The organism is Achromobacter sp. D7-1 (assembly GCF_059760445.1).
This window is the reverse complement of record NZ_JCBAMT010000040.1, coordinates 37,187-59,064: the sequence shown is the minus strand read 5'-3', so window position 1 is coordinate 59,064 and position 21,878 is coordinate 37,187. Positions and strand designations below refer to the sequence as shown.

General features: G+C 64.7%; 25 protein-coding genes and 1 tRNA gene. 12 read left to right on the top strand and 14 right to left on the bottom strand.

Features of this window, described 5'->3' with window-relative positions; genetic code table 11:
* Positions 1-210: hypothetical protein (locus AC6LKD_RS18120; RefSeq protein ID WP_498117005.1), on the bottom strand; the 210-nt coding region annotated here is incomplete at its 3' end.
* A 29-nt stretch (positions 211-239) separates the two neighbouring features.
* On the opposite strand from AC6LKD_RS18120, the gene AC6LKD_RS18115 reads away from it, so the two are divergent.
* Positions 240-316, top strand: a tRNA-Pro gene (locus tag AC6LKD_RS18115).
* A 144-nt stretch (positions 317-460) separates the two neighbouring features.
* On the opposite strand, the gene AC6LKD_RS18110 is transcribed toward AC6LKD_RS18115, so the two are convergent.
* Positions 461-898, bottom strand: coding sequence for an acetyltransferase (locus tag AC6LKD_RS18110; RefSeq protein ID WP_498117004.1), 438 nt, complete (start codon positions 896-898; stop codon positions 461-463).
* A 90-nt stretch (positions 899-988) separates the two neighbouring features.
* Between AC6LKD_RS18110 and AC6LKD_RS18105 the strand changes: the two genes are divergently transcribed.
* The 5 genes from AC6LKD_RS18105 to AC6LKD_RS18085 all read left to right on the top strand — a co-directional run bounded on the left by AC6LKD_RS18105 (position 989) and on the right by AC6LKD_RS18085 (position 4,428).
* Positions 989-1,426, top strand: a complete 438-nt coding sequence (locus tag AC6LKD_RS18105) for a hypothetical protein (protein WP_013392924.1) — start codon at positions 989-991, stop codon at positions 1,424-1,426.
* Between the two features lie 36 nt (positions 1,427-1,462).
* Positions 1,463-1,651 carry a hypothetical protein gene (locus AC6LKD_RS18100; RefSeq protein ID WP_013392925.1) on the top strand — a complete coding sequence of 63 codons (189 nt, stop codon included), beginning with the start codon at positions 1,463-1,465 and terminating at the stop codon, positions 1,649-1,651.
* A 102-nt stretch (positions 1,652-1,753) separates the two neighbouring features.
* Positions 1,754-2,200 (top strand): hypothetical protein, encoded by a 447-nt coding sequence (locus tag AC6LKD_RS18095; protein ID WP_498117003.1) that lies wholly within the window; start codon positions 1,754-1,756, stop codon positions 2,198-2,200.
* A gap of 160 nt (positions 2,201-2,360) precedes the next feature.
* Positions 2,361-3,578, top strand: a complete 1,218-nt coding sequence (locus AC6LKD_RS18090; RefSeq protein WP_498117002.1) for a rhomboid family intramembrane serine protease — start codon at positions 2,361-2,363, stop codon at positions 3,576-3,578.
* Between the two features lie 97 nt (positions 3,579-3,675).
* Positions 3,676-4,428: an SDR family oxidoreductase gene (locus AC6LKD_RS18085; RefSeq protein ID WP_498117001.1), complete on the top strand. Its 753-nt coding sequence runs from the start codon at positions 3,676-3,678 to the stop codon at positions 4,426-4,428.
* Positions 4,429-4,467: 39 nt separating this feature from the next.
* Here AC6LKD_RS18085 and AC6LKD_RS18080 read toward each other — a convergent pair whose 3' ends face one another.
* A complete protein-coding gene (locus AC6LKD_RS18080; RefSeq protein ID WP_013392929.1) occupies positions 4,468-5,334 on the bottom strand; it encodes a spermidine synthase in 867 nt (288 codons plus the stop codon).
* 242 nt (positions 5,335-5,576) lie between these two features.
* On the opposite strand from AC6LKD_RS18080, the gene AC6LKD_RS18075 reads away from it, so the two are divergent.
* Entirely contained in the window at positions 5,577-6,509 is a 933-nt protein-coding gene (locus AC6LKD_RS18075) for an SMP-30/gluconolactonase/LRE family protein (RefSeq protein ID WP_498116999.1), read from the top strand.
* Positions 6,510-6,545: 36 nt separating this feature from the next.
* Positions 6,546-7,472 (top strand): 3-hydroxyacyl-CoA dehydrogenase family protein, encoded by a 927-nt coding sequence (locus AC6LKD_RS18070; protein ID WP_013392931.1) that lies wholly within the window; start codon positions 6,546-6,548, stop codon positions 7,470-7,472.
* 349 nt (positions 7,473-7,821) lie between these two features.
* On the opposite strand, the gene AC6LKD_RS18065 is transcribed toward AC6LKD_RS18070, so the two are convergent.
* Genes AC6LKD_RS18065 through AC6LKD_RS18055 form a run of 3 tightly spaced genes read right to left on the bottom strand, consistent with a single transcriptional unit; the run spans position 7,822 to position 11,070 of the window.
* Positions 7,822-8,439, bottom strand: a complete 618-nt coding sequence (locus AC6LKD_RS18065; protein WP_013391923.1) for a flavin reductase family protein — start codon at positions 8,437-8,439, stop codon at positions 7,822-7,824.
* Between the two features lie 3 nt (positions 8,440-8,442).
* Positions 8,443-9,402 carry a carbon-nitrogen hydrolase family protein gene (locus AC6LKD_RS18060; protein ID WP_013391922.1) on the bottom strand — a complete coding sequence of 320 codons (960 nt, stop codon included), beginning with the start codon at positions 9,400-9,402 and terminating at the stop codon, positions 8,443-8,445.
* 15 nt (positions 9,403-9,417) lie between these two features.
* Positions 9,418-11,070 carry an MFS transporter gene (locus AC6LKD_RS18055; protein WP_498116998.1) on the bottom strand — a complete coding sequence of 551 codons (1,653 nt, stop codon included), beginning with the start codon at positions 11,068-11,070 and terminating at the stop codon, positions 9,418-9,420.
* Between the two features lie 171 nt (positions 11,071-11,241).
* Here AC6LKD_RS18055 and AC6LKD_RS18050 point away from each other — a divergent pair, with 171 nt between their 5' ends.
* On the top strand, positions 11,242-12,087 hold the full coding sequence (locus AC6LKD_RS18050) for an IclR family transcriptional regulator (RefSeq protein WP_498116996.1): 846 nt from the start codon (positions 11,242-11,244) through the stop codon (positions 12,085-12,087).
* 42 nt (positions 12,088-12,129) lie between these two features.
* On the opposite strand, the gene AC6LKD_RS18045 is transcribed toward AC6LKD_RS18050, so the two are convergent.
* The 4 genes from AC6LKD_RS18045 to AC6LKD_RS18030 form a co-directional block, all read right to left on the bottom strand.
* Positions 12,130-13,344, bottom strand: a complete 1,215-nt coding sequence (locus AC6LKD_RS18045) for a porin (protein WP_492276124.1) — start codon at positions 13,342-13,344, stop codon at positions 12,130-12,132.
* A gap of 187 nt (positions 13,345-13,531) precedes the next feature.
* Positions 13,532-15,118: an EAL domain-containing protein gene (locus AC6LKD_RS18040; RefSeq protein ID WP_498116995.1), complete on the bottom strand. Its 1,587-nt coding sequence runs from the start codon at positions 15,116-15,118 to the stop codon at positions 13,532-13,534.
* 98 nt (positions 15,119-15,216) lie between these two features.
* On the bottom strand, positions 15,217-16,197 hold the full coding sequence (locus tag AC6LKD_RS18035; protein ID WP_013391917.1) for a Bug family tripartite tricarboxylate transporter substrate binding protein: 981 nt from the start codon (positions 16,195-16,197) through the stop codon (positions 15,217-15,219).
* A gap of 159 nt (positions 16,198-16,356) precedes the next feature.
* Positions 16,357-17,484 carry a mandelate racemase/muconate lactonizing enzyme family protein gene (locus AC6LKD_RS18030; protein ID WP_492276122.1) on the bottom strand — a complete coding sequence of 376 codons (1,128 nt, stop codon included), beginning with the start codon at positions 17,482-17,484 and terminating at the stop codon, positions 16,357-16,359.
* Positions 17,485-17,642: 158 nt separating this feature from the next.
* Between AC6LKD_RS18030 and AC6LKD_RS18025 the strand changes: the two genes are divergently transcribed.
* A complete protein-coding gene (locus AC6LKD_RS18025) occupies positions 17,643-18,521 on the top strand; it encodes a LysR family transcriptional regulator (protein ID WP_498116994.1) in 879 nt (292 codons plus the stop codon).
* A 10-nt stretch (positions 18,522-18,531) separates the two neighbouring features.
* Here the strand turns inward: AC6LKD_RS18025 and AC6LKD_RS18020 are convergent, their stop codons facing one another.
* Both AC6LKD_RS18020 and AC6LKD_RS18015 read right to left on the bottom strand, forming a co-directional pair.
* Complete coding sequence (locus AC6LKD_RS18020; RefSeq protein ID WP_498116993.1) at positions 18,532-19,728, bottom strand: amidohydrolase family protein; 1,197 nt, start codon at positions 19,726-19,728, stop codon at positions 18,532-18,534.
* A 66-nt stretch (positions 19,729-19,794) separates the two neighbouring features.
* On the bottom strand, positions 19,795-19,992 hold the full coding sequence (locus AC6LKD_RS18015) for a hypothetical protein (protein WP_013391913.1): 198 nt from the start codon (positions 19,990-19,992) through the stop codon (positions 19,795-19,797).
* 191 nt (positions 19,993-20,183) lie between these two features.
* Between AC6LKD_RS18015 and AC6LKD_RS18010 the strand changes: the two genes are divergently transcribed.
* Complete coding sequence (locus AC6LKD_RS18010) at positions 20,184-20,696, top strand: ASCH domain-containing protein (RefSeq protein WP_013391912.1); 513 nt, start codon at positions 20,184-20,186, stop codon at positions 20,694-20,696.
* On the opposite strand, the gene AC6LKD_RS18005 is transcribed toward AC6LKD_RS18010, so the two are convergent.
* Positions 20,693-20,830 carry a hypothetical protein gene (locus AC6LKD_RS18005; protein ID WP_498116992.1) on the bottom strand — a complete coding sequence of 46 codons (138 nt, stop codon included), beginning with the start codon at positions 20,828-20,830 and terminating at the stop codon, positions 20,693-20,695. The two genes, AC6LKD_RS18010 and AC6LKD_RS18005, sit on opposite strands and share 4 nt — an antisense overlap.
* Positions 20,831-21,013: 183 nt before the next feature.
* Between AC6LKD_RS18005 and AC6LKD_RS18000 the strand changes: the two genes are divergently transcribed.
* Positions 21,014-21,346: a virulence factor gene (locus AC6LKD_RS18000; RefSeq protein ID WP_013391911.1), complete on the top strand. Its 333-nt coding sequence runs from the start codon at positions 21,014-21,016 to the stop codon at positions 21,344-21,346.
* A 257-nt stretch (positions 21,347-21,603) separates the two neighbouring features.
* Here AC6LKD_RS18000 and AC6LKD_RS17995 read toward each other — a convergent pair whose 3' ends face one another.
* On the bottom strand, positions 21,604-21,852 hold the full coding sequence (locus AC6LKD_RS17995; protein ID WP_013391909.1) for a hypothetical protein: 249 nt from the start codon (positions 21,850-21,852) through the stop codon (positions 21,604-21,606).
* Positions 21,853-21,878 lie beyond the last annotated feature (26 nt).

Genomic DNA, 21,878 nt, shown 5'->3' with positions numbered 1-21,878 from the left:
CGCAAGCCCTGCGGCTTGAACGCGGCGCATCGTCATTCCCCACATTGTTTGAACGCGGTACCTGCAACGCGCGGCGCAAGCCGCGCGTTGCATTGAGCAGTACCTCGCGCCGCGCGCATCGATGCGCATGCGGTTGATGCAATCGATGAACGCAGCGCGAAAATTTTTTTGAGTATTCAGCACTTTTTCTGCACGAATGCGTGCAAACAAAATTTTGTTCTGCTATACTCTTTTTCTTTCGGGGCGTAGCGCAGCCTGGTAGCGCACTTGCATGGGGTGCAAGGGGTCGCGAGTTCGAATCCCGCCGTCCCGACCAGTAGTTCCAAAGGCCGTCAGTGAGAAATCACTGACGGCCTTTTCATTTTTGCTTGCCTGTTTTTCGATGAGCATGGCGCGAGTGCGTTGCATGTGCGCGGACAAAATAAAAAGCCACCCGAAAAGGTGGCTTTGCTTCTTTCATTCAGCGCCGATATTCCAGATGGATCAGCGGGTACGGCCTGCCTTGATCGTCTAGCGGCGAACGTCCCGTGCGCTTGAAGCCTATCTTTTCATAGAAGCCTACCGCCTGGCCATTTTGCTCATTGACGTCCGTGGTCATATTGGGATGGAGCGAGAGGCCGTGCCGCACCAGCGCGGCGCCTATGCCGGTTCCGCGGCAGGTGGAATCGACGAACAGCGCCTGCATGTGCCCGTTGTCGATCAGCATGAACGCCTGCGGATAGTCGTTGGCATCGACAGCCAGCCAGAGCGGCACTTGGGGGAGAAAACCGCACACCATCTCGTCGATGGCCTGGCGATCCTCGGGTGAAAGAAAGCCGTGCGTGGCGTCCACCGCGTTGCGCCAGATTTCGACTACGCGTGCGCCTTCGTCGGGGCGGGAGGTTCTTATCTTCATCATCGGCGCAGCGTATTGGATTTCCTTTTGCGGCGTCAAATGGGGGCGCGCGAATGGGTACACTGGGACGCCGCTTTCTGACTAGGAGTGAAAATGGCGCGAGAGAATGCCGTGAAGAACCATGCGCGTCGCCGCCTGCCCGACGGCCGCCGCTTTTGGTTCATCAGCCTGCTAGGCATTATTGTGGCCACCAGCCCGGACATCCTGAACGCACTGCGCGGGCAATTCGAAGCGGCGCAACGGTTGGTGATACCGGCGCTGCTGCTGTATTGGCTGTATCGGGGCAGTGAATGGGCGCGCTGGATTCTGATGGTCATGCTGCTCGGCATAGGGGCAATGAATCTCTATCTGGTGACAAGCTTGCTCAAGTATTCCGTCAACCTGTGGCTGCATGCCTTTGTGGCCAGCGCTGCGATGGTTATGACCGGGCTCTATCTGGCATTGGCGAAGAAGGACTTCGCGCGCTATTGCAGCCATGTGACTGTGCGAAACGCCTGCAAGGCTGCGGCGCGGCAGGCGGAACCTCGTTGAACGCCAGATTGGATACTTGAGGCGGGAGGCGCACCGGTGCTGTACGTAGTCGTGTGGAGCGTGTTGGCGGTAGCTGCGTTCGCAAGCAGCCTGTTCGTTTTGTGGACGCGGCCGTTCCAGTTCAAGGACCAGGGCGCCGGGCCAGACTATCGGCCGTCCGCCGGTGTCGCGGGGGCCTTGATGACGATCGCCATTCTTGCGTTGGTGATTGCGCTGACGGTATGACGACGAACGGCACCACACCCGGATGGTATAAGTGCACGGCAGCGCACTGACGGAGCGCTTGGCGGTCACTGATAACTCCAGGCGGTCTGTGGAATGAAAGTCATGAGAACACTTGCGGTGCTCCTATTGCTGACGCTACAGGCGACCGGGGCTGTCGCTGAAACGCAGGCGGAGGCGTCGATCGCGCGCGTGGTGCAGGGCGGCCGCTGGAACGATGGCGCGGCCAAGGGCGCGTACCGGATCGTGGTGGAAGAGGTGGGTTTCGAGCACGTCAGCTGCCGCGTCCGGATTCAATGGGTCGCTTCCGCGACCTCCGGCCGTCCCGCCAAGCTCGTTGCGGAACAGACCTTCGAGGAACTCTCGACCACCTTCTGGAGTTGCGGGCAGGGCAAGCAGAGCGTGGTTGTCGCCGGCGATGTGCTGCAAGTGCAGGCCACGCACGCGTATTCCGGCGAGTCATGCACGTTCACGGCAAAGCTCGGCAAGCCGGGCCGATATCAATACGCAGGGTGCGGCAACGAGGAACCAGCGCCGAAGACCGGCGGCTGAAACGCTCGCTACATCGATGCAGCGCACGCACGCTTCGGGGTTCTGCTGGCCGGCGCGCGGCTTGGTTAAGATAGTGCCCACTCTTTGACATGCCTACCTGATGCCTCCATTCCAACGCACGTCCCTGCTCAAAAGAATATGCGCCGGCAAGATCACGCTCTTGCTCATCGCCTGCAATATCGCGGTGTACTGCGTGGCGGGATTCCTGGACACGCGGGCGTTCGAGAGCCTGAGCCAAACCTCCTTCCTGATCGATTGGGGCGGCAACGTGCCGGCCTTGACCTTGTCCGGGGAATACTGGCGCTTGTTCACCAGCATGTTCCTGCACATCGGCTTCCTGCACCTGGCAATCAACATGCTGGCGCTATGGTCGCTGGGGATCATCCTGGAGGCGCGCATGCGCTCCTGGGTGTTCCTGGGCGTGTATCTGCTGTCGGGTCTGTGCGGCAGCCTGGTCACCGCGCTATGGCATCGCGACGAGTTTTTCCTGAGCTGCGGGGCTTCCGGCGCGATCCTGGGTATTTTCGGGGCGGCCATCGTCTACGGCCTGCATGACCGGCGCATGGGCCGGCCGCACATCCCGCCGGGCAATCTGCTGTTCAGCCTGGTGCTGACCTTCGGCGCGGGCTTTGCGTTCGACGTCGATAACGCGGCGCACCTGGGGGGCTTGCTGTCGGGGGCGCTGCTTGCGGGTGTCGCGCTGTGCACCGAACGCTTGCGACCCATGGCGGCAGCGGCGGTATTGGCGGGTACTGGCGTGATCAGCGCAGCGGCATTGGCCTTGGTGACGCTTGATAGCCATGATCGCGAGATGCAGCAGCAGATCGCCGCTGCGCGCTTTGAGCGTACGCTGGGGAAGATGGGATTGCTGCAGCCGGCCGCAGCGCCCGCGAGCGCGCTGATTCTCGATGAGTGCGTCGACCGTGCGCTGTTCGAGGCGGCACAGGGCGGAGCCGCCGCGCCCGATCTGCGCCGCTGCATAAAGCCTGGCGACCGGGAACAGGCCCTGTTGGCGAGGTTCATGCCGCAGTGGTATCAAGATTGCCTGGAGCAAGCCGTCGAGTTGCAGCAGCTATACCCGGATGCGGCTGCGCGCAAGGCATTGGCCGGGGCAGAGCAGTATTGCGCGATGCAGACCCGGATCTATGCCGCCATCTTTCAGGAACAGCCGGTCGAACTCGAGGTGGAGAAGGCCGTGCAGACGCGCCTCTTGATGAAATTCCTGGTGGATGGGGGCAGGAAGTTCCGGACCGAGTCAGCGCCATTGCAGGCACAGGCTGACGCCATGCAGGGGATCCTCCGGTGGCCGGGTGAACTGGCGTCGGCAATCATCAGCCGGTCTGGATGCCCCTACTGGAGTTGCGCACGGTCGCGCTAGCGATCGGGCGAGCCGCAGCAGGCAGCAATAAACGGGAGGACAAGGCGCGCCCGCGCTCGTAGCATGCAGGCATCATTCATGTCTGGAGCTGGCGCCGATGTCTATATCTCTTGCTGGAAAAGTGGCTTTGGTGACGGGGGCATCCTCGGGCATCGGGCGCGCGGTGGCGTTGCGCCTGGCAGCCGAGGGCGCGGCGCTGGTGCTGACCGCGCGACGTCGCGACCTGCTGGAACAAGTGGCGGACGAGATCGGAAGCGCCGGCGGCCGGGCCTGCGTTGCGCCCGGAGATGTCGCGCTGCCTGAAACCCACAGACTAGCGGTGCAAGCTGCGCAACGCGAATTCGGCGGCCTGGATATCGCGGTGAACAATGCCGGCACCGTCGGCCCGCTCAAGCCGCTGGCGGAAGTCGCCCTGGACGAATGGGAGCGCACGTTGAGCGTCAATCTCACCGCGGCGTTCCTGGGCGCGCGCCATCAGATCCCGGCCATGCTGGAGCGGGGTGGCGGCGCGCTGGTCTTCGTGTCCAGCTTTGTGGGGACTAGCGTGGGCTTGCCCGGGATGGCGGCATACGGGACGTCGAAAGCCGCGCTGATGGGATTGGTCAAGGGCATCACGGCAGACTACGGCGCACAAGGCATCCGGGCCAATGCGCTGTTGCCCGGCGGTGTGGACACGGAAATGGCCGGAAACCAGGAACAGAAAGACTGGGCTGCCAAGCTGCATGCCATGAAGCGTATTGCGCGCGCTGATGAAATTGCTTCGGCTGCGCTGTTTCTGGCGAGTCCGATGGCAAGCTTCGTGACGGGATCCGCGCTTTACGCGGACGGCGGCAATTCGGCGGTGAAGTGAGCGCGCGGCCGACAGGCCGCGCCCCGGCGTCGGGTCCACTCAATCGCGCAGGACCGGCGCGTCGTCCGCAATATCTTCCCGACGCGAGAACAGGCCCAAGGCTTCCTTGAGATCGACGCCCAAAGGCCCGAGGCTGGCGTCCAACGCCGCGGCATTGCGCGCCAGTTCATCGCGGCCGGGCAGCTCGCCGTTGACCGCCATGATGACGCGATTGCCCGTTTGCAGATTGAAGAATGCTCCAAACACCGCCGCATAGGTCGCCGACTCGCGCGCGTAAAGCTGGCTCTCGGTGAAGGTGTTGGCCACCGCCACGCCGCCCGGCGCGAGGATGCCGCGCACGTGTTGCAGGAACTCCAGCGTCATCAGGTGTTCGGGGATGTAGTCGACGTCGAAGGCATCCAGCATCACCATGTCGTACTGCAGACCTTCGCGATGGGCGCGTTCGATGTAGGCGCGGCCATCTTCCAGGTAGAGGCGCTGCCTGGGGCCCTGCTGGTAGCCGAAGTAGCGCGCCGCAACCTTGCCTACCGCCGGATCGATTTCCACGGTATCGATGACGGTATCGGGCAGCAGCGCGGCCAAGGTCTTTTGCAGCGTGGCGCCGCCCAATCCGACGATCAGTATGTTCCGCGGCTTGGGATTGATGTAGAGCGCGGTCATCATCATGCGCGTGTAGGAAAACACCAACTGCCCGGGATGCTCCAGGCTCATGCAGGTCTGGCGGCCGACGTCGTGCATGGAGTTGAAGTTCATGCAGCGCTCGCCGTTTTCCTCGAACACGAGCAGTTTGCCGAACTGCGAATCTTCGCTATGAATCAGTTGCGGGCCGCCGTTGCCACGTAGCAGCAGCAATGCCGAACCGGCAATGAGGAGTACGAGAACGGTGCGGATAGCAAGACGGAGCATGGAGCGGCAGCGGCAAGAGGGGACGCATCATCTTATCGTGCCTCTGAGCGGTCGCGCGGCTGCTCGACGTATGCGCGGGCCCGCAAGACCCATTAGTTCCTTGGGGACGGGAAAAATCAACTATCGTTTTTTTTGAAAATTTCGTTCGATATATTTCATTTCCTTAAATGCTCGGCTCTCCTTAGAATTTTGCTCGAAACGGGACGCATAGATTCCCGTCCAGAAAATCAGAGGAGACCCGCATGTTCTACGATCCCGTTCCCAGGATTCAGGCCAAGGTCCACGCCCGGCTGCCCGACGAGCTGAAGTGGCAGGGCCAGGACCTGAACGAGTGGGTCGCCGGCCAACCGCAAGGCAATCCGCCGCGCTCGCTGCTGGAGGGGCCGTCCTTCGGGCCGGACGGCCTGCTGTATTGCGTGGACGTCATCAACGGCCGCGTCCTGCGCGTCGACGAGCGCGGTGAATTCGAACCGCTCGTGCAATACGACGGTTGGCCCAACGGCCTCAAGTTCCACCGCGACGGCCGCATCTTCATCGCCGACTACAAGCACGGCATCATGCAGTTCGACCTCGAGCGCCGCGAGGTGCGCCCGGTGCTGGAGCGCTACAACATCGAGCGCTTCAAGGGCGTCAACGACCTGTTCTTCTCGGAGGCGGGAGATCTCTATTTCACCGACCAGGGCATGACCGGCTGGCAGGATCCGTCCGGGCGCCTGTTCCGCTTGCGCCCGGACGGGCAGTTGGATTGCCTGCTCGACTGCATACCCAGCCCCAACGGCCTGGTCATGGATCTGCACGAGCACGCGCTGTATGTCGCGGCGACGCGGGCCAATGCCATCTGGAAGGTGCCGCTGTTGCGCAACGGCCAGGTCGGCAAGGTCGGCACCTTCATCCAGATGTCGGGCGGCGGCGGGCCGGACGGCCTGGCGCTGGATGCGCAGGGCGGCCTATGCATCGCCCACGTGGGGCTGGGCACCGTCTGGTGCATGGATGCGCTGGGCCAGCCGGCTTTGCGCATCCAGTCTCCCGAGGGGCTGCACACCACCAACCTGGCCTTCGGCGGACCAGCGGGGCGCACGCTCTACATCACCGAGTCCAGTTCGGCCAGCATCCTGCGCGTCGACCTCGACGTGGCGGGCAAGCCCATGTACCTGCCGGCGCCGCAGGCCCTCTGAGTAAGACATTCTCCAACTACCAAAAGGACAGAACAGATGGATCAGGCAATTGTGCTGGGCGCGGGCACCATGGGGGCCGACGTCGCCGCCGGTTTTCATGCGGCGGGCTGGCGCGTGTGGCTGGTGGAGCCCGATGCGGCCGCGCGCGCAGCCGCGACACAGCGCGTGAACGCGTCCAGCGAAATGATCGGCGGCCAGGCCGACGCCGAGCGCATCGCGACCAGCGCAACCATGGAGGAAATCGACTGGAGCGATACGCGCATCGTGGTCGAGTGCGTGCCGGAACTGCTGGCAACCAAGCGCGCGGTGTTCGCCCGGCTGGAACAGCTGGCGCCTGCCTCCATACCCTTGACCAGCAATTCGTCGAGCTTTCCGATCAGCGCCATCGGCGAGGGCTTGCAGACCCGCGCGCGCATGGTGGGCCTGCACTACTTCATGCCCGCCCACCTGGTGCCCGCCGTGGAAGTGATACGCGGCGAGGCGACCGATGAGGCCATGGCCCAGGAAGTCAGCCGCATCATGCGCGATACCGGCAAGAAGCCGGTGCAGGTCAAGCGCGACGTGCCGGGATTCCTTGCCAACCGCATCCAGCACGCGCTGATGCGCGAGGCGATCGCGCTGGTCGAGGAAGGCTTCGCGTCCGCCGAGGACGTGGACACTGCCGTGCGTTACGGGTTCGGGTTCCGCTACATCGCGGCCGGCCCGCTGCTGCAGAAGGATTTGGCCGGCATCGACATCCATTGCGCGGCGGCCGCGACCATGTATCCGCACCTGCGTACGGACGACCGGCCCAGCGCTCTCATGCGCGAGCTGGTCGAGCAGGGCAACATAGGCGTCAAGTCGCCCTCCCTGAAGGGCTTCTATCAATGGACGCCGGACCGCGTCGCCCAGGAGCAGCGGCGCTACCAGGTCGCCTTGGGCAAGGCCATGCAGATATTGAAGGATGAGGAAGCGCTGGCCTAATGCAGGCTGTCGCGGGTCTGAACCGACCACCGAAAGTTGGACGTGAATCCAGCTTTCGGGGGCACGTCATCATCAGCGGGGCGGCAGGGCTTCGAGCTTGCGGATGTTGGGGTTCTTTAGCCGCCGAGGCTGCCCTGCGCCATTCCGATGCTCGCCCCGGCGGGGCTGCGCTTCGGATGGCTCCGGGGTCCTCGGCTGGCAGTCGCCTAATGCGTTGGTTTCGGACCCCGTTCATGAGCAGAGGCCGTGAGCCGGGGCCGGGCAGAGGGATCCGAAGCGCAGCCCCACCTATGGACCCATGTCACTTTGGCACCATATGGCAAGTGCGCAGGCCGCCCCCGCCTGACTATCACAACGGCGCCGTCGGCCGCGCCAACTGAAACAGGTCCGTGCTGCGCGCGTACCAGCCGCCGCCATGCATGCGCGCAATCAGCCCCATGGCCGGCGTGTCCATGTAGCCGCGCTCGGCATCCTGCACATAGGCGTCGTCGACATGCGCGCCCAGCACCCGGCCGATCACCACGAGTTGGCGCGGGCCGGTCACGATGGTCGCCTGGCTGACGCATTCCAGCGACACCGGAGAGCCCTTGATCAGCGGGGGACGCACATGGGTTGCCGGCAGCGCGGTCAAGCCGGCCGCCGCCAGTTCATCCACGTCCGCCGGATAATCGGCGCAGGTCTGATTCATCTGCGCGACCAGCGACTCCGGCACCAGGTTCACCACGAACTCGCCGTTCTCGATGATGTTGGCGCCGGAATCCTTCAGTTCGCCGCTGGCATGGCGCATCAGCCCGATGGCAACCGTCGGCGGCTGAGGCCCCATGACATTGAAGAAGCTGAAAGGAGCCGCGTTGACAACGCCTGTGCCGGAAATCGTGGTGAGCCACGCGATCGGGCGCGGCGTGACGGTCGAGGTCAGCACGTTGTAGACCGTCTGCGTCGGCAAGGCGCTGAAATCAAAATGCATGACTCAAGCCTCCTGTTTCTGGCCGCCGTTCAGCGCCGAGACGGCGCGCTTTTCGCGCGTGTCGACCTGCAACTGGAACACATCCGGACGAGCGTAATGGCCGGAGACGTCGAAGTCGTACTTGCCGCGCAGGATCTGGTTGGGATTGATGTCCGCGTACAGAATGGTCTCGGCGGAGAAATCCGGGCCGGCCAGCACTTCGCCCAGCGGATCGATGATGGCGCTGCCGCCGCGCATCAACACGGTGTCGGGCGCATCGCCCAGCGCGCATTCGAAGTCGTCGGGATAGGCGTCGCGGCGCAGGTGCTGGCAGGCGGTAAGGACGTAGCAGCGGCCTTCCAGCGCGATGTGGCGCATGCTGGGAATCCAGGAATCGCGGTCGTCGGCGGTCGGCGCGCAATATAGCGCCACGCCCTGGCTGTACATGTACATGCGCAGCATGGGCATGTAGTTTTCCCAGCAGATGACGGCGCCGATCTTGCCGTAGGGGGTGTCGAAGACGGGCATGGTGGAGCCGTCGCCAAAGCCCCAGATCAAGCGTTCGCCGGCGGTGGGCATGAGCTTGCGGTGCTTGCCCGCCAGTCCTTCGCGGCCGTTGAAGTACAGCACGGTGCAGTACAGCGTGCCGCCATCGGCCTCGATGCAGCCCATGACCACGAAGCTGTCGGTGTCGGCCGCGGCCTGGGCCACCAGCGCGACTTCCTCGCCGTCCAGGCGGATGGCCTGGCGGTGATAGCTGGCGAAGGCGTCGCGGCCTTCGGGCTTGCGCATGCCGATGGGCGCGCCGAAGGAGTTGCCCTTGGGGTAGCCGCCGAGGAAGGCCTCGGGGAACACCAGCACGCGGGCGCCCTGCTCGGCCGCCTGGCGGATCAGGGACGCCGCCTTCTCGGCGCAGGCGATGCTGTCGGTCGGAATGGAGGCCGCCTGGATGACGGCAGCCTTGAAGCTCTGTTGCATGGACATGTCTCTCCTTTTTTCTCAGTGCGCGGCGTCTTCGTCGATGGCGCGGGCGCGGGTATTCGGCAGGAACAGGCTGCCGATGACGCCGACCACCGCGGTCACGACGACCGGATACATCAGGCCGCCAAAGATATTGCCGCTGGCCTGGGCCAGGTAGGTGGCGGTAAACGGCACGATACCGCCGAAGATGCCGGCGCCGATGTGATACGGGAAGGATAGCGCCGTATAGCGGATGCGGGCCGGGAACAGTTCGACCAGATAGGACGCCACCGGGCCGTAGACCATGGCGACGACGGCGGTCATCAGCACCAGGATCAGGATGATGGTCGTGCGGTCGACGCGCGCGGGATCGGCGCGCTCCGGATAGCCGGCGGCCGTCAGCGCGCTGGTGTATGCGGCGCGGTCAAAGCCGTTGACGGTCGTGCCGCCCACGCTCATGGCGATGCTCTGGCCGGGCAGCGGCGCGGCGTATTCGAAGTTGATGCCCTTGCCGACCAGGAATTTCTTGGCCTGCACGCAGACCTTCTTGTGGTCGGCATGGCTGCCTATCATTGCCGCCTGCAGGCCGAAGTCGCAGGCGCCGCCGCTGGTGTCGGCATGCACGCGCACCGGCGTGCTCTGCATGGCCTGGGCCAGCGCCGGATTGCCAGCCTTGAGCAGCACCTCGAACATGGAGTGGTAGCCGATGGCGGCAACGAACAGGCCGACCATCATGATCCACTTGCGGCCGATGCGGTCCGACAGCCAGCCGAACAGCACGAAGGTCGGCGCGCCGATGATGAAGCCGATCAGGATCAGCGTGTAGACGCTGGTCTGGTCCAGCTGCACGGCCTGCTGCAGGAAGATCATGACGTAGAACTGGCCGGTGAAATAAGTCGCGCCCTGGCCGGCGGTGACGCCGATCAGCGCCAGCAGCACCAGCCGCAGGCTGGACCATTGGCCGAAGGTTTCCTTGACCGGGTTCTTGGACAGGCGGTTCTGCTGCTTCATGCGCGTGAACACGGGCGACTCATGCAGCTTGGCGCGCACGTAGATCGAAATCGCCAACATCACAATCGACAGGATGAACGGCAGGCGCCAGCCCCATTGCCGGAAATCCTCCGCGCTCATGGCTGCCTGGGTACACAGAATCACGATCAGGGACAGGATCAGGCCCGCCGACGAGGTGATCTGGATCCAGCCCGTCAACAATCCGCGGCGCTTGGGCTCGCAGTGCTCGGCCACATAGATGACCGCGCCGCCGTACTCGCCGCCCACCGCCAGGCCCTGCACCACGCGCAGGGTCAGCAGCAGGATCCACGACAGGTGGCCGGCCGATTCATAGGTGGGCAGGCAGCCGATCAGCACGGTTGCGCCGCCCATCATGACCACGGTGATCAGGAAGGTGTACTTGCGGCCCAGCTTGTCGCCCAGGTAGCCGAACATCACCGCGCCCAGCGGCCGGATGATGAAGCCCACCGCCAGCGCGCCCAGCGCGGCCAGCAGCGCGACCGTGGGGTTGTCCTGCGGGAACAGCACCTGGCTCATGAAGACGGCCAGGGTCCCGTAGATGAAAAAGTCGTACCACTCGAACAAGGTGCCCAGGGTCGAGGCCACCACCACCTGGCGTTCCTCCTTCCTGCTGAGCGTCGGACTCGCGTCGATCCGCTGCATTGCCACATTCGCTTCCATGCCTGCTTTCCCCAATCGCTTTAGATTGATAATGCTGTAGTCATTAACTATTATCAAACCTAAATCAGAGCATGAAAAACTAGGGAAAACCCGGCGCGTCGGCCGTTGGGCCCTGGCGGAAGCGGTACGCCCCGCTGCTAAACTCCCGCCAGAAAATCAGTGGAGGCAGCAATGGCAAGGCCCGCCGGCAAGGTAGAAAAGAACGCGGAACAGGCGCCTGCCGCCGCGCGCAGGGGCATCCAGTCGATCGAAGTGGGGTTCCGGATCCTGGACGTCATCCGCAAGGCCGGCCGCCCCCTGCCCCTGAAGGAAATCGCCGACGCCTGTGAATTGACGGTGCCCAACGTCCACTACTACTTGGTCAGCTTCCAGAAGGTGGGCGTGGTGCAGCAGCACGCGGATACCGGCCACTACGGCCTGGGACCTTATGCCTTGCGGCTGGGTCTGGCGGCGCTGGAGCAGTTCGACGTGTTCACCACCGCCCGGCCCATCATGGCCGAAGTGGCCGCGATCACCGGCCACACCGTGTTCCTTGGCGTGTGGGGCAACAAGGGCCCAACCATCGTCTACCGCGTCGAAGGCGCCCGCAGCCGCCCCCTGCTGGAACTGCGCGTGGGCAGCGTGCTGCCGTTGCTGTCATCCGCGCTGGGCCGCAACTTCCTGGCCCACTTGCCGGAAGCCAGCACGCGCGAACTGCTGGAGCAGGAAATGGCCACGGCAGGGGCAGACGGCTATGGCGCGACCGCCAGGTCCTACACCCAGAAAGACGTGCAGGCCATCCGCGAGGAAGTGCTCCTGCACCACCTCAGCCGCTGCCGCGATGCGCTGCTGCCGCACTTCACGTCGCTGTCGGCGCCCATCTTCGACATGCTGGGCGAGATGAAGGCGGCCATCACGCTGATGGGCCCGGTGGGCGCCATCGACGATGATCTGCAATCCGATACGGCGCGGCTGCTCAGTGAAAAAGCCCGCTCGATTTCGGCCACGGCGGGTTGGGTGGAACCGCAGGCGCGCTAGGCGCTGCGGCCCAAAGGGTCCGGCAAGTCCTGCCGGCCGGCGTCAGAACCGGTGCATGACGCCGAGCGCGAGAACAGTGGAACTGGCGCCCATCTCCGTTGGCACGCTGGCGCCGAGCCCATAGAAGGCCCTGGAAGTGTTCTTGAAGCCCCCCGCCCGCGTGTAGACGCTGGACCGCTTCGACAGCTCGTAGTCGTAGCCGAGCAAGCCGCCTATCGTGTGGTCCGATCGGCCATTGAGCGCCCGGTAGAGCAGCGTGCCGCGCAACACGTGCGGGCCCTGCTGCCATAAGGAGTTCAAGGTCATAATCTGCGCGGAAATGGTGCCCGGCGCCTTGGGCCGCATCAGGGTGTACACGATGGAGGATTGCAGCGCGCCAGTCGTATACGTGGTGCTGGCGACGAACATATCGGTACGGAATGATCCGTGCGACGACTCCGACCGCAACGCATTGTAGGAGCCGCCCAGCACCCACTGCCCACTGGTGTAGGTCACCAGGGCGCCGGTGTCGCCCTCGGTGGGCCCGCTGGCGTTATCTCCATTCATCGCGAACAGCTTCTTGCGCTGCTGCGGGGCATATAGCGCGTGGATGACCAGCCCGTTCATCGACGGCGTCTGATATGAAATGGCGTCGTTGACCCGCACCTGTATCCTTGCGGCGCCCTCCCCAAGATCCACCATCATTTGAGAAGCCGAGGCCGCGGGTGAGAACGCTTCGGAAAAGAAGAACGGATCGGTGGTATGGGACACCACCGCCGGATACTGTCTGCCCAACTTGAGCGTCCCCCAGGATGCCGAACCGATGGCCAGGTTTGCCTCGCGGTTGAAGAGAGTGTCTGGATAGCGCGTCGCGCCGTTGGTCATGTGCACGCCGCCTTCCAGACGGAATTGGACTTGCACCCCATCCCCCAAATCTTCAACCCCCAGGAGGCCCCAGAACGAATCGGTAGCGGTCGCTTGTTCGCGGGGGAATCTGCCGCTGTCGCTACCCATCCTGAAGTTGGAATCGCCACCATTGCGGGCGTACATCACGAAGGTATCGATAAGACCATAGAACTGCAGGGTCGCCGCTATCGAGTCGCCCCCGGTCGCGCACGACAGCAGGACTATGACGCCCACACTCAAGCGCGAAAGCAGGCGAGAGATGCCGCCCGAAACCCGCAACGTTGATGAATCCGGCCGGCATGGCGGCTCGCCCCGACGAATAGCGACTTCCTGACCCACAAGTGTCTCCTCAGGTTTGTTGTGACGAGCCACGTCGACAACTCCTGCAACGGCCCTTCTCCACCTACGCCGCCTCTCAAGCTACCGTGGCTCTTTATTTAGAATTTGAATTCTGATTCTATTATTAAGAAGGGCACGCGCCGGGAACAATGCGAGGTTTCCCGTATTCGCCAAAGCGACACGGGATCTGCTGGCACTTCAGGGCGTATCGCCCCTCGCCTCACACCCGCGCGTCGGGCATCCGGCTGGGCGGCGGCGTGCTGGCCACGTTTTTCTTGTAGTAGGCGATGAACTCCGGTGCCGGCATGGGTTTGCCATACAACCAGCCCTGGCCGAAATCCACCTCGCGCGCTTTCAGGTGGTCTTCCTGCTCCTGGCGCTCGATGCCTTCGGCCACGGTCAGCAGGTTCAGCGACTTCGCCATGTCGATGATGTGGTCCGTCACCTTGTGGGTGGCGGAATCGGTGCCGATGGTGTCGACGAAGGACTTGTCGATCTTCAGCGAATCCAGCGGCAGCCGTTGGAGATAGGACAGGCTGGAGTAGCCCGTGCCGAAGTCGTCGATGGCCACGGCATGGCCTTGCGCGCGGGCCTGCTCGATGACGCTGCAAGCCTTGTCGACATCCATGAAGCCGCGCTCGGTGGCTTCCAGCCAGATTTGCCGGGGGTCGATGGCCGTCCCTTCGAGCATGCGCTGCAGCACCCGCAGCGCCCGCCCGTCCTTGAGATCGCTGGCGCTCAGGTTGACGGAGATGTGCGCCCCGCGGTCCTCACCGAGCAGATCCTCCATGTCCCGGATGACCAGGCGGAACACTTCTTCGGTGATGCGGGTCATCAATCCGTTGTCTTCGGCGATGGAGATGAACAGGTCGGGCCGCAACGTATTGCCGCAGCGCCTTGTCCATCGGACCAGCGCCTCCGCGCCGATGCAGCGGCCGGTGCGTAGATCGATGATAGGCTGGTAGTGCACGACGAACTCCCGCCGCCTGATGCCGGCGGCCAGTTCGCCCGCGATGGACAGGCGCCGGCGCGACAGCCAGACCACCAGCGCGATCATGACACCGGCGACCAGCGCGCCGATGGGCAGCCAGAACAGGCGTTCGCGCGGCAACATGTCCAACGCTTCGGTTTGTGGTTCGAGCAGGACGACGGCCAGGTCCGCATTGCGCGCGACGGCGCTGAGATAGGCCTCATCGATGTCCAGCTTGCCGCCGTTGAGCGCCTGCGACACCAGCACCAGGTCGGGGTCATTGCGGGTGCCGAGCATGCCCACGCCCGGCAGGACCACGGCGAGCTGGGCGCCGTCGGTAGCCGCCTTTTCGGTGAACCGGCCCGGTTCGAACAAGGCGCTGTAATCGCCATGGCGCACGGCAACCATCCTGATGCCGGGGCTCAGTACAGGCACCGCGTCCAGCAGCAGGCGTGCGCCGTTGGCCAGTTCGACCTGGGCCGGAACCAGCGGCTCCTCGTAGCTGGGCACGCCCCAGGTAGTGCATAGGACGACTCCGCCCGCCACATAGGCCAGGTCGTCCACGGCCCGGTCCCGCAGGGCCAGGGCCCGCATATGGCGGATGTGCTGCGGTGAACAGGGATCGAACGCCAGGCCGTCCAAGTCGCGCAGCGTGGCCACGGTCTGGTCCAGCAGGTCCTGGGTTTCCGTCAGGATGCGCTGGGCCTGGTCATCCAGGTAGCGCTGTTCGCCCGCGACGGCGCGGGACCAGGACATATGCAGTGCGAAGCCGATGGGCAGCAGCGCCGCTGCGGCGGCGAGAGCGATGGCGATGCCGATTACTAACTTGCGCGGCATCGAGGCCGTCCCCAGGAATCGCCGGCAGGCGAGGTTATATCTTTTTACACTTTTTGGGGGGCCAGTGTCTCCATCAATTTCCGCCCGCCGGCGGCGCCTCAGCCTTCAGCCACGATCTTCGCGTCGCGGATGGTCTGGGCGTACTTCTGCTGCTCCTGCTTCATGAAGTCAGCGAAGCGCTGGACGCTGCCGCCGCCGTCCTCCGCTCCCACCTGCGCCAGCTTTTCCTGCACATCGGCCATCGCCAGGACGCGGTCGATGTCCTGGTTCATGCGCTGGACCATGGCGGCGGGCATCTTGCCCGGACCGACCATGCCGAACCAGATGCTGGCCTCGAAGCCGGGATAGCCCTGCTCGGCCACGGTCGGCACATTGGGGTGGCTCTTGGAGCGCTGCAGCAGGGTCTGCGCCAGCGCGATCACCTTGCCGGATTGCACCAGCGGCGTGGCAGTGGTCATGCCTTCGAAGCAATACTGCACGTGGCCGCCCAGCAGGTCGTTCATCAAGGGCGCCGAACCTTTGTAAGGCACGTGCAGCACGTCGATGCCGGCGCGGGCCTTGAAGATTTCCAGCGCCAGGTGTTGCGCCGAACCGCTGCCGGCCGAACCGAAAACGATCTTGCCCGGCTGCGCCTTGCACAGCGCGACCAGTTCGGGCAGCGTCTTGGCGGGCTGCGCGGCGCCGCCCATCAGGATGGTGGGGGTCTTGCCGACCAGCGCGATGGGCGTGAAATCGCGCTCCACGGAATAGGCCAGCTTGGGCTGCAGACCCGGCGCGATGCCGTGGCTGTTGACGTGCGCCATCAACAGCGTGTTGCCGTCGTTGGGCTGGCGCGCCACCTGCTCGGCGGCGATGATGCCGGCCGCGCCCGCGCGGTTTTCGACGATGACGGGAATGTTCCACATCACGCCCAGCTTCTGCCCCAGCAGGCGCGCCAGCACGTCGGTGCCGCCGCCAGCCGGAAAACCCACTACGATCTTGACCGGCCCCTGCGGCAGGTCTTGCGCCCGCGCCGCCGCCGGCAGGACCAGCGCGGCCCCCAGCGCAGCGGCGCCGGTCATGAATTGCCTACGTTGCATTGCTGTCTCCTCGCGCGCCGGTCCGATGGCCGGCGACTGGTTATCGAAACACTGCCAGCATTCACCGCCTCCGGCCGTCTTGCGCGACCTGGCTGCGGCGCTCCTGCGCGGCTCGTCGCGGCCAGTCGGCGGCGATGCCGACCGACCGCGTTCCGGCCATTATTTGCCGACGCGGCTCCACTTGCCGTAGCGTTCGACCATGCGCTCATCGAAACCGAAGCCCAGGCCGGGTTCCTGGTGCAGCACCACGCGCCCCTGCTTGTGGGTCAGTTGGCGATCCACCAGCCTGCGGAAATTCAGCACCTGGTCGTCCCAGAAGAATTCGACATAGCGCGCATTCGGCGTGGCGGCAACCAGCGGCGCGTGCACGTCATGGAACCAGTGCGGGCAGACCACGACGCCGTAGCTGGCCGCCGTCGCCGCGATGCGCTTCCATTCGGTGATCCCGCCGCAGACAGCCGCGTCGGTCTGCAGGATGCCGGCCGCGCCCTTGTCCAGCAACTCCTTGTGATACCAGCGGCCATAGCCGATCTCGGCGGTGGCGATGGGCAAGCGCGTCAGGCGCGCCAGCTTGGCATGGCTGTCGATATCGTCGGGGCCGAAGGGTTCTTCGATGAAGTACGGATCGTACTGTTCGAAGCGGCGAATGTATTGCATGGCCTGGGTCACGTCCTGCCAGGCGTTGTTGCAGTCCATCATCAGTTCGACGTCGGGTCCGATGGCCTCGCGCGCGGCCTTCAAACGGGCCTCTTCCTCGGCCGGGGACAGGCGGCCGGTCTTCATCTTCACGGCGCGGAAGCCCTTGTCCACATAGCTCGCCATTTCCTCGCCCAGGTGCTGGGGGGTCTTGCCGTCCAGGTAATAGCCGCCGCTGGCGTAGGCCGGCACGGTCTCCAGTTCGACCGCGCCCATGTACTTGTGCAACGGCAGGCCGACGGCCTTGGCGTTCAGGTCCCACAGCGCGATGTCCAGGGCGCTCAGCGCCCGCATCACCGTGCCTTGCCGGCCCTGCAGCAGGGCTTCCTGATACATGGCCTGCCACAGGCCCTCGACGGCATGGGAATCCTTGCCCAGCAGCACGGGCCCCAGCAGATCCCGCACCGCGGCCTCGAAGATGGCGCCGCCCGCGCTGCCCACGTAGCAGAAGCCGATGCCTTCCACGCCGTCGGAGGAGCGGACCTTCACCAGGCCGTAGTGGCGGGTCGACACGCTGCGGTTCGAAAACGAGGTGACCTTGTCCAGGGGCACCGCGGCGGCGCACACGTCTATGGATTCAATGATGGGCACAACTGGCTCCTTGGTAAGCGGGATGGTCGGGCGGGGCCGGCGCGGCGTGCGCGGCCTCAACGCTCTGTCTGTATTCTTGCCGCGGCCAAAGAAAACAACAATTATCTTCATCCATCTTTAGAATATGGAAAAAACGTCTTTTAAGGAGGGCCACGCCGGTGGATTCCCGCTTTCTGCAAACCTACGTGCACGTGGTGGAGCTGGGCTCCATCGCCCAGGCCGCGCGCCACCAGGGGCTGACGCCCGCCACGGTGCAGCAGCGCTTGCGCGCGCTGGAAGCGGACATGGGCAGCGCCTTGATCGCGCGCTCCGGCCGCACCGTGAAACCCACGCAGGCGGGCCTGCGGATTCTGGAGCGCGCCCGCGCCATCCTGCGCGACGTGCGCGACCTGCGTTCCGCCGCGTCCGACACCGAACTGCCCGCGGGGCCGCTGCGCCTGGGCGCCACCCCCACCGCGCTGACCGGCATCATGCCGCCCGTGCTGCGCACCTGGACCGCGCGCCATCCCCACATCGAAATCTACATAGAACCTGCACCCACCACCCTGCTCTACGGCAAGGTGCTGTCGGGAGAACTGGACGGCGCACTGCTGGTGCATCCGCTGTTCGCCATCCCCAAGACCTGCGCCTGGCGAGACCTGCGGCAGGAGCCCCTGGTGCTGGTCACGCCGGTCGACATGAAGGTGCGCGATCCGCTGGCGGTCATCGCCCGCGAACCCTACATCTGCTATGACCGCAGCGTGGTGGGCGGCAAAATGGCCGACGACTACCTGCGAGCGCGCAGCTTGCGGCCGCATGTGCGCTTCGAGCTCGATGGCATCGACTCCATCGCCAAGCTGGTATCGGAAGGATTGGGCGTGGCGCTGCTGCCCGACTGGGCGACCACGGGCGAACCGCCAGCCCGCGTCAGGCGCTGGCCGCTACCGCCGCCTTGCCCGGTGCGCACGGTGGGCGCGATATGGCTGCGGTCGGGCGTACGTTCGGCGCTGATGCAGGCGTTCGTGGAAATGGCCGAGGCTCAGCTCGGCCTGGGCTAAGCGCGGAAGATCAGCGCTGCGGGTCCGCGTCGCGGCCATCGCGAGCCACGACCACACCGCCAGAAACCACCAATCGGCGCGGCGCCCGCGTTGCCACGGCCTGCGCGATGCAACTGGCGTCGACCAGCACCAGGTCGGCGCGCGCCCCCGGCGCCAAGCCATAGTCCGCGAAACCACAGGCGCGGGCCGCGGCCGCGGTCACGCAATCGAAAGCCCACTCGACCTCATCGTCGCGCCGCAGGTCGTTGCGCAGGCCAATCAGCATGGCGCGCGCCAGCATATCGGGGCTGCCGTAAGGAGTCCAGGTGTCGCGGATGCCGTCGTTGCCGCCGAAGATCGTCACCCCTGCTTCGCGACAGGCGCGCACGGCCGGCACGGGACGCGATGGCGGCGCCGTGGTCAACAAGGCCACATCCAACGCGGCCAGCCGCCGCAGCAGGCCGTCCAGCCGCTTCGCGTCCACGCCGCCGAGGCAGAAGGCGTGGCTGATGACGACCTTGCCCTGCATGCCCAGCGCCTGGACCCGGTCCAGGATCAGGTCCAGCGTGAATGCGCCCAGTTCGCCCGGTTCGTGCAAATGGATATCGATAGGTTTGCCATGCTTGCCGGCGATGCCGAACAACACGTCGAGCGACCTCGCCGGATCGCGGTCTATGGCCGACGGATCCAGGCCGCCCAGCACGTCCGCGCCCTGCGCCAGGGCCTGGTCGAGCAGTTCGGCCGTGCCGGGCCGGATCAACAAGCCCGATTGGGGAAAGGCCACGGTCTGGATCTCGACGCGTCCGGCCAGCTCCCGGCGCGTGGCATGCACGCCTTCCAGGTGGCGCAGTCCGGCGTCGGTATCGATGTCCACATGAGTGCGGATGCGGGTCGTGCCTTCGCGCAGGAAGGCCAGCGCCAGGGCGCGCGAATGGCTGGCCGCATCATGGCCGCTGCGGGCGCGCCAAGCCCGCTCGTTCTCGATGCGGTCGGTCAGCGCCGGCCCCACCTCGTTCACGTACCAGGGCGAGTCCCAGGTGGTCTTGTCCAGATGCGTATGGCCTTCGACCAGGCCCGGCAGCAGCAAGGCGCCCAAGCCGTCCTCGACAGGCACGCCGGACTCGGCGGCGAGGCCGGGCCCGATACTCTGGATGAGTCCGTCGCGCACCAGCACATCCACCGCGGCGCCTTGCGGCGCGCGGACATTCTTCAACAACAGATCAGTCATGGCAGGCTTCCAGGCGCCGCGCGTGGCGGCCGGCCTTGCACAGACCAGGCGGCACGCGCCGTCGACTCAGGCTTGAGGCGGTTCTATCCAGAAAAAACGTTCGCCCTGGCGGACCATGTCGGCCACGCCTTCGGCGCCGATGCGGTAGTCCGTGCCCATCAGCGTGGCGCCGCCATCCTCGTGGATATGAATGATGGCCAGCGGGTCGTTCGCCATGGTGTACCAGTAGTAACCCGGCTTGAGATCATGCAGGTTTGTAGTCATGTTTCGAGTATACAAACATCCCCGCGCCGTATTCAAAAAGACACAAAAACCCAGGCTATGCCTGACATGATGGTCATGAGGCGGCATACTTCCCGATTCCAGGCCCAAACCGCCCGCACCGTTGGCATGCGTCGACCCGGCAGTCGCCGCATGGGCGCATATGCTTTGATCGTGAGAGGAACCGCGAGCGTATGAAAAGGCAGTCTCTTCAATTCAGCGAGCCGCTTAAACAAGCTGTTTTGGACGGCCACAAAGTACAGAGCCGGCGCATCCTGAAGCCGCAGCCCACCAAGCTGACCACGGTCTGGTATGCGGATGCCGCCGATTCCGGCAGATGGGTGGCCATGGGCCCTTCGCTGGATCATCCAACCGAACTGCGCAAGACCTCCAGCTGGGTCAGGTGCCCTTATGGAAAATCCGGCGACAGCATCGAATTGACCGATGAAGTCGGCAATACCTTCGCCACCGCAGTGATCGTCGGGGTGCGGGTCCAACGCCTGCAAACGCTGTCCGAGGCCGATGCCCGCGCCGAAGGCACGCAGGCCCTGTATCAAAGCTCCGCCCTGCTGCCGGGCGTGCCGCTGCAAACAGCGTTTGCATTGACCTGGTGCGAGCGCTACGGCTCACATGCCTGGGCCGCCAACCCCTGGGTATGGGTCGTCGAATTCCGCCGCCAGCAGGCCGACGACGAGCCGGACGCCTAGCGCGGCTTGCGCTCGCAGCCCAGAAACTGCTGCGTCCGCGCAACGCCGTTACCGGGAAACAGGGGCGGATGGTGACCGCCTGTAACCTGCCCGCCCGACTTCACCTGATTCCAGGCGATTTCAATCGATTTCATTCGTGGCCGCTCCAGAGCGGGCAATTGCTGCTGCATGGCAGCAAGCCGCATGCCGCGTTTGCGGGGACGGTTGCGGATTGTCGCGATTGACGCCGGCCCGCTTACGTCTGCCTGATCAAAAAACCCGAAAATGGCATCAACGAATACTCAACTTTGCTGCGTCATGCGGCAGGCAGGTGCAACATGAAAAAATGGCTTATCGCTGGTGCTGGTGCCGCTGGTCTGCTGATCTCCAGCGTCGCCCTGGCTCGCGTGGACGTCGGCATCTCGATCGGCATCCCGGGCGTCGTGTACCCCGCGCCGGTCTACGTCGCGCCCCAGCCGGTTTACGTGGCGCCCCCGCCCCCCGTCTATTACCGCCCGGCGCCGGTGTATGTCGCGCCGCCGGTGGTCTACCCGGCGCCGGTTTATTATCGCGGCGGCGGCCGCTACTATGACCGCGGTTATTACTATGGCCGCGGACGCGGACACGACCATCACCACGGCCGCGGCCGCGGACATGACCGCGACGATTAAACCGCGGGACGGCCTCCAGGCGCAGGCCTGATAACTCCGGAAAAGACAAAGGCCACTCGCAGGAGTGGCCTTTTTTTCTGCGCGGCAATGTCCGGTGCCGCGCGAAGGTGCCTCAGGCCGTAGGGGCCTGCACGGGTTTGCCGGCCAGCACGGCCGGTTGCTGCGGGGTTTTGCTGGCCTTGTCATCGGCCCACCGCGGCGCTTCCTGAACGAGATCGATCCAACGGCGGGGCTCGCTCGACGACCGCCACCAGCCATTATGCGGACGCATGGGCAAACTCCGGTTCACCGTTGAAGCGCACCCCGTTGATGCCCTGGAACAACTGCCGGCTTTCCTGCTCGGCTTCGTGCAGGCTCGAAAACGGCGCCTGCCCGGGCACGGTCCAGCATTTTTCCGGCGCGGTACCGCCGACGCGGCGGGTCCATATCTGCACACGGTAGCCCTGCTCGTCTTCCTGAGCCACGGAGCATCTCACACGAAAATCTCCAATCATTCTTGAAGTCATGGGCAACTCCTTGTTATTTAAGTGAA

What these genes read in the sequence shown, in the direction of transcription:
- AC6LKD_RS18085 (WP_498117001.1), top strand. Translation starts at nt 3,676, where the DNA reads ATGTCTATATCTCTTGCTGGAAAAGTGGCTTTGGTGACGGGGGCATCC.
- AC6LKD_RS18000 (WP_013391911.1), top strand. Translation starts at nt 21,014, where the DNA reads ATGAAAAAATGGCTTATCGCTGGTGCTGGTGCCGCTGGTCTGCTGATC.
- AC6LKD_RS18075 (WP_498116999.1), top strand. Translation starts at nt 5,577, where the DNA reads ATGTTCTACGATCCCGTTCCCAGGATTCAGGCCAAGGTCCACGCCCGG.
- AC6LKD_RS18010 (WP_013391912.1), top strand. Translation starts at nt 20,184, where the DNA reads ATGAAAAGGCAGTCTCTTCAATTCAGCGAGCCGCTTAAACAAGCTGTT.
- AC6LKD_RS18095 (WP_498117003.1), top strand. Translation starts at nt 1,754, where the DNA reads ATGAGAACACTTGCGGTGCTCCTATTGCTGACGCTACAGGCGACCGGG.
- AC6LKD_RS18060 (WP_013391922.1), bottom strand. Translation starts at nt 9,402, where the DNA reads ATGTCCATGCAACAGAGCTTCAAGGCTGCCGTCATCCAGGCGGCCTCC.
- AC6LKD_RS18020 (WP_498116993.1), bottom strand. Translation starts at nt 19,728, where the DNA reads ATGACTGATCTGTTGTTGAAGAATGTCCGCGCGCCGCAAGGCGCCGCG.
- AC6LKD_RS18035 (WP_013391917.1), bottom strand. Translation starts at nt 16,197, where the DNA reads ATGCAACGTAGGCAATTCATGACCGGCGCCGCTGCGCTGGGGGCCGCG.
- AC6LKD_RS17995 (WP_013391909.1), bottom strand. Translation starts at nt 21,852, where the DNA reads ATGACTTCAAGAATGATTGGAGATTTTCGTGTGAGATGCTCCGTGGCT.
- AC6LKD_RS18055 (WP_498116998.1), bottom strand. Translation starts at nt 11,070, where the DNA reads ATGGAAGCGAATGTGGCAATGCAGCGGATCGACGCGAGTCCGACGCTC.
- AC6LKD_RS18110 (WP_498117004.1), bottom strand. Translation starts at nt 898, where the DNA reads ATGATGAAGATAAGAACCTCCCGCCCCGACGAAGGCGCACGCGTAGTC.
- AC6LKD_RS18050 (WP_498116996.1), top strand. Translation starts at nt 11,242, where the DNA reads ATGGCAAGGCCCGCCGGCAAGGTAGAAAAGAACGCGGAACAGGCGCCT.
- AC6LKD_RS18015 (WP_013391913.1), bottom strand. Translation starts at nt 19,992, where the DNA reads ATGACTACAAACCTGCATGATCTCAAGCCGGGTTACTACTGGTACACC.
- AC6LKD_RS18070 (WP_013392931.1), top strand. Translation starts at nt 6,546, where the DNA reads ATGGATCAGGCAATTGTGCTGGGCGCGGGCACCATGGGGGCCGACGTC.
- AC6LKD_RS18105 (WP_013392924.1), top strand. Translation starts at nt 989, where the DNA reads ATGGCGCGAGAGAATGCCGTGAAGAACCATGCGCGTCGCCGCCTGCCC.
- AC6LKD_RS18065 (WP_013391923.1), bottom strand. Translation starts at nt 8,439, where the DNA reads ATGCATTTTGATTTCAGCGCCTTGCCGACGCAGACGGTCTACAACGTG.
- AC6LKD_RS18080 (WP_013392929.1), bottom strand. Translation starts at nt 5,334, where the DNA reads ATGCTCCGTCTTGCTATCCGCACCGTTCTCGTACTCCTCATTGCCGGT.
- AC6LKD_RS18040 (WP_498116995.1), bottom strand. Translation starts at nt 15,118, where the DNA reads ATGCCGCGCAAGTTAGTAATCGGCATCGCCATCGCTCTCGCCGCCGCA.
- AC6LKD_RS18005 (WP_498116992.1), bottom strand. Translation starts at nt 20,830, where the DNA reads ATGAAATCGATTGAAATCGCCTGGAATCAGGTGAAGTCGGGCGGGCAG.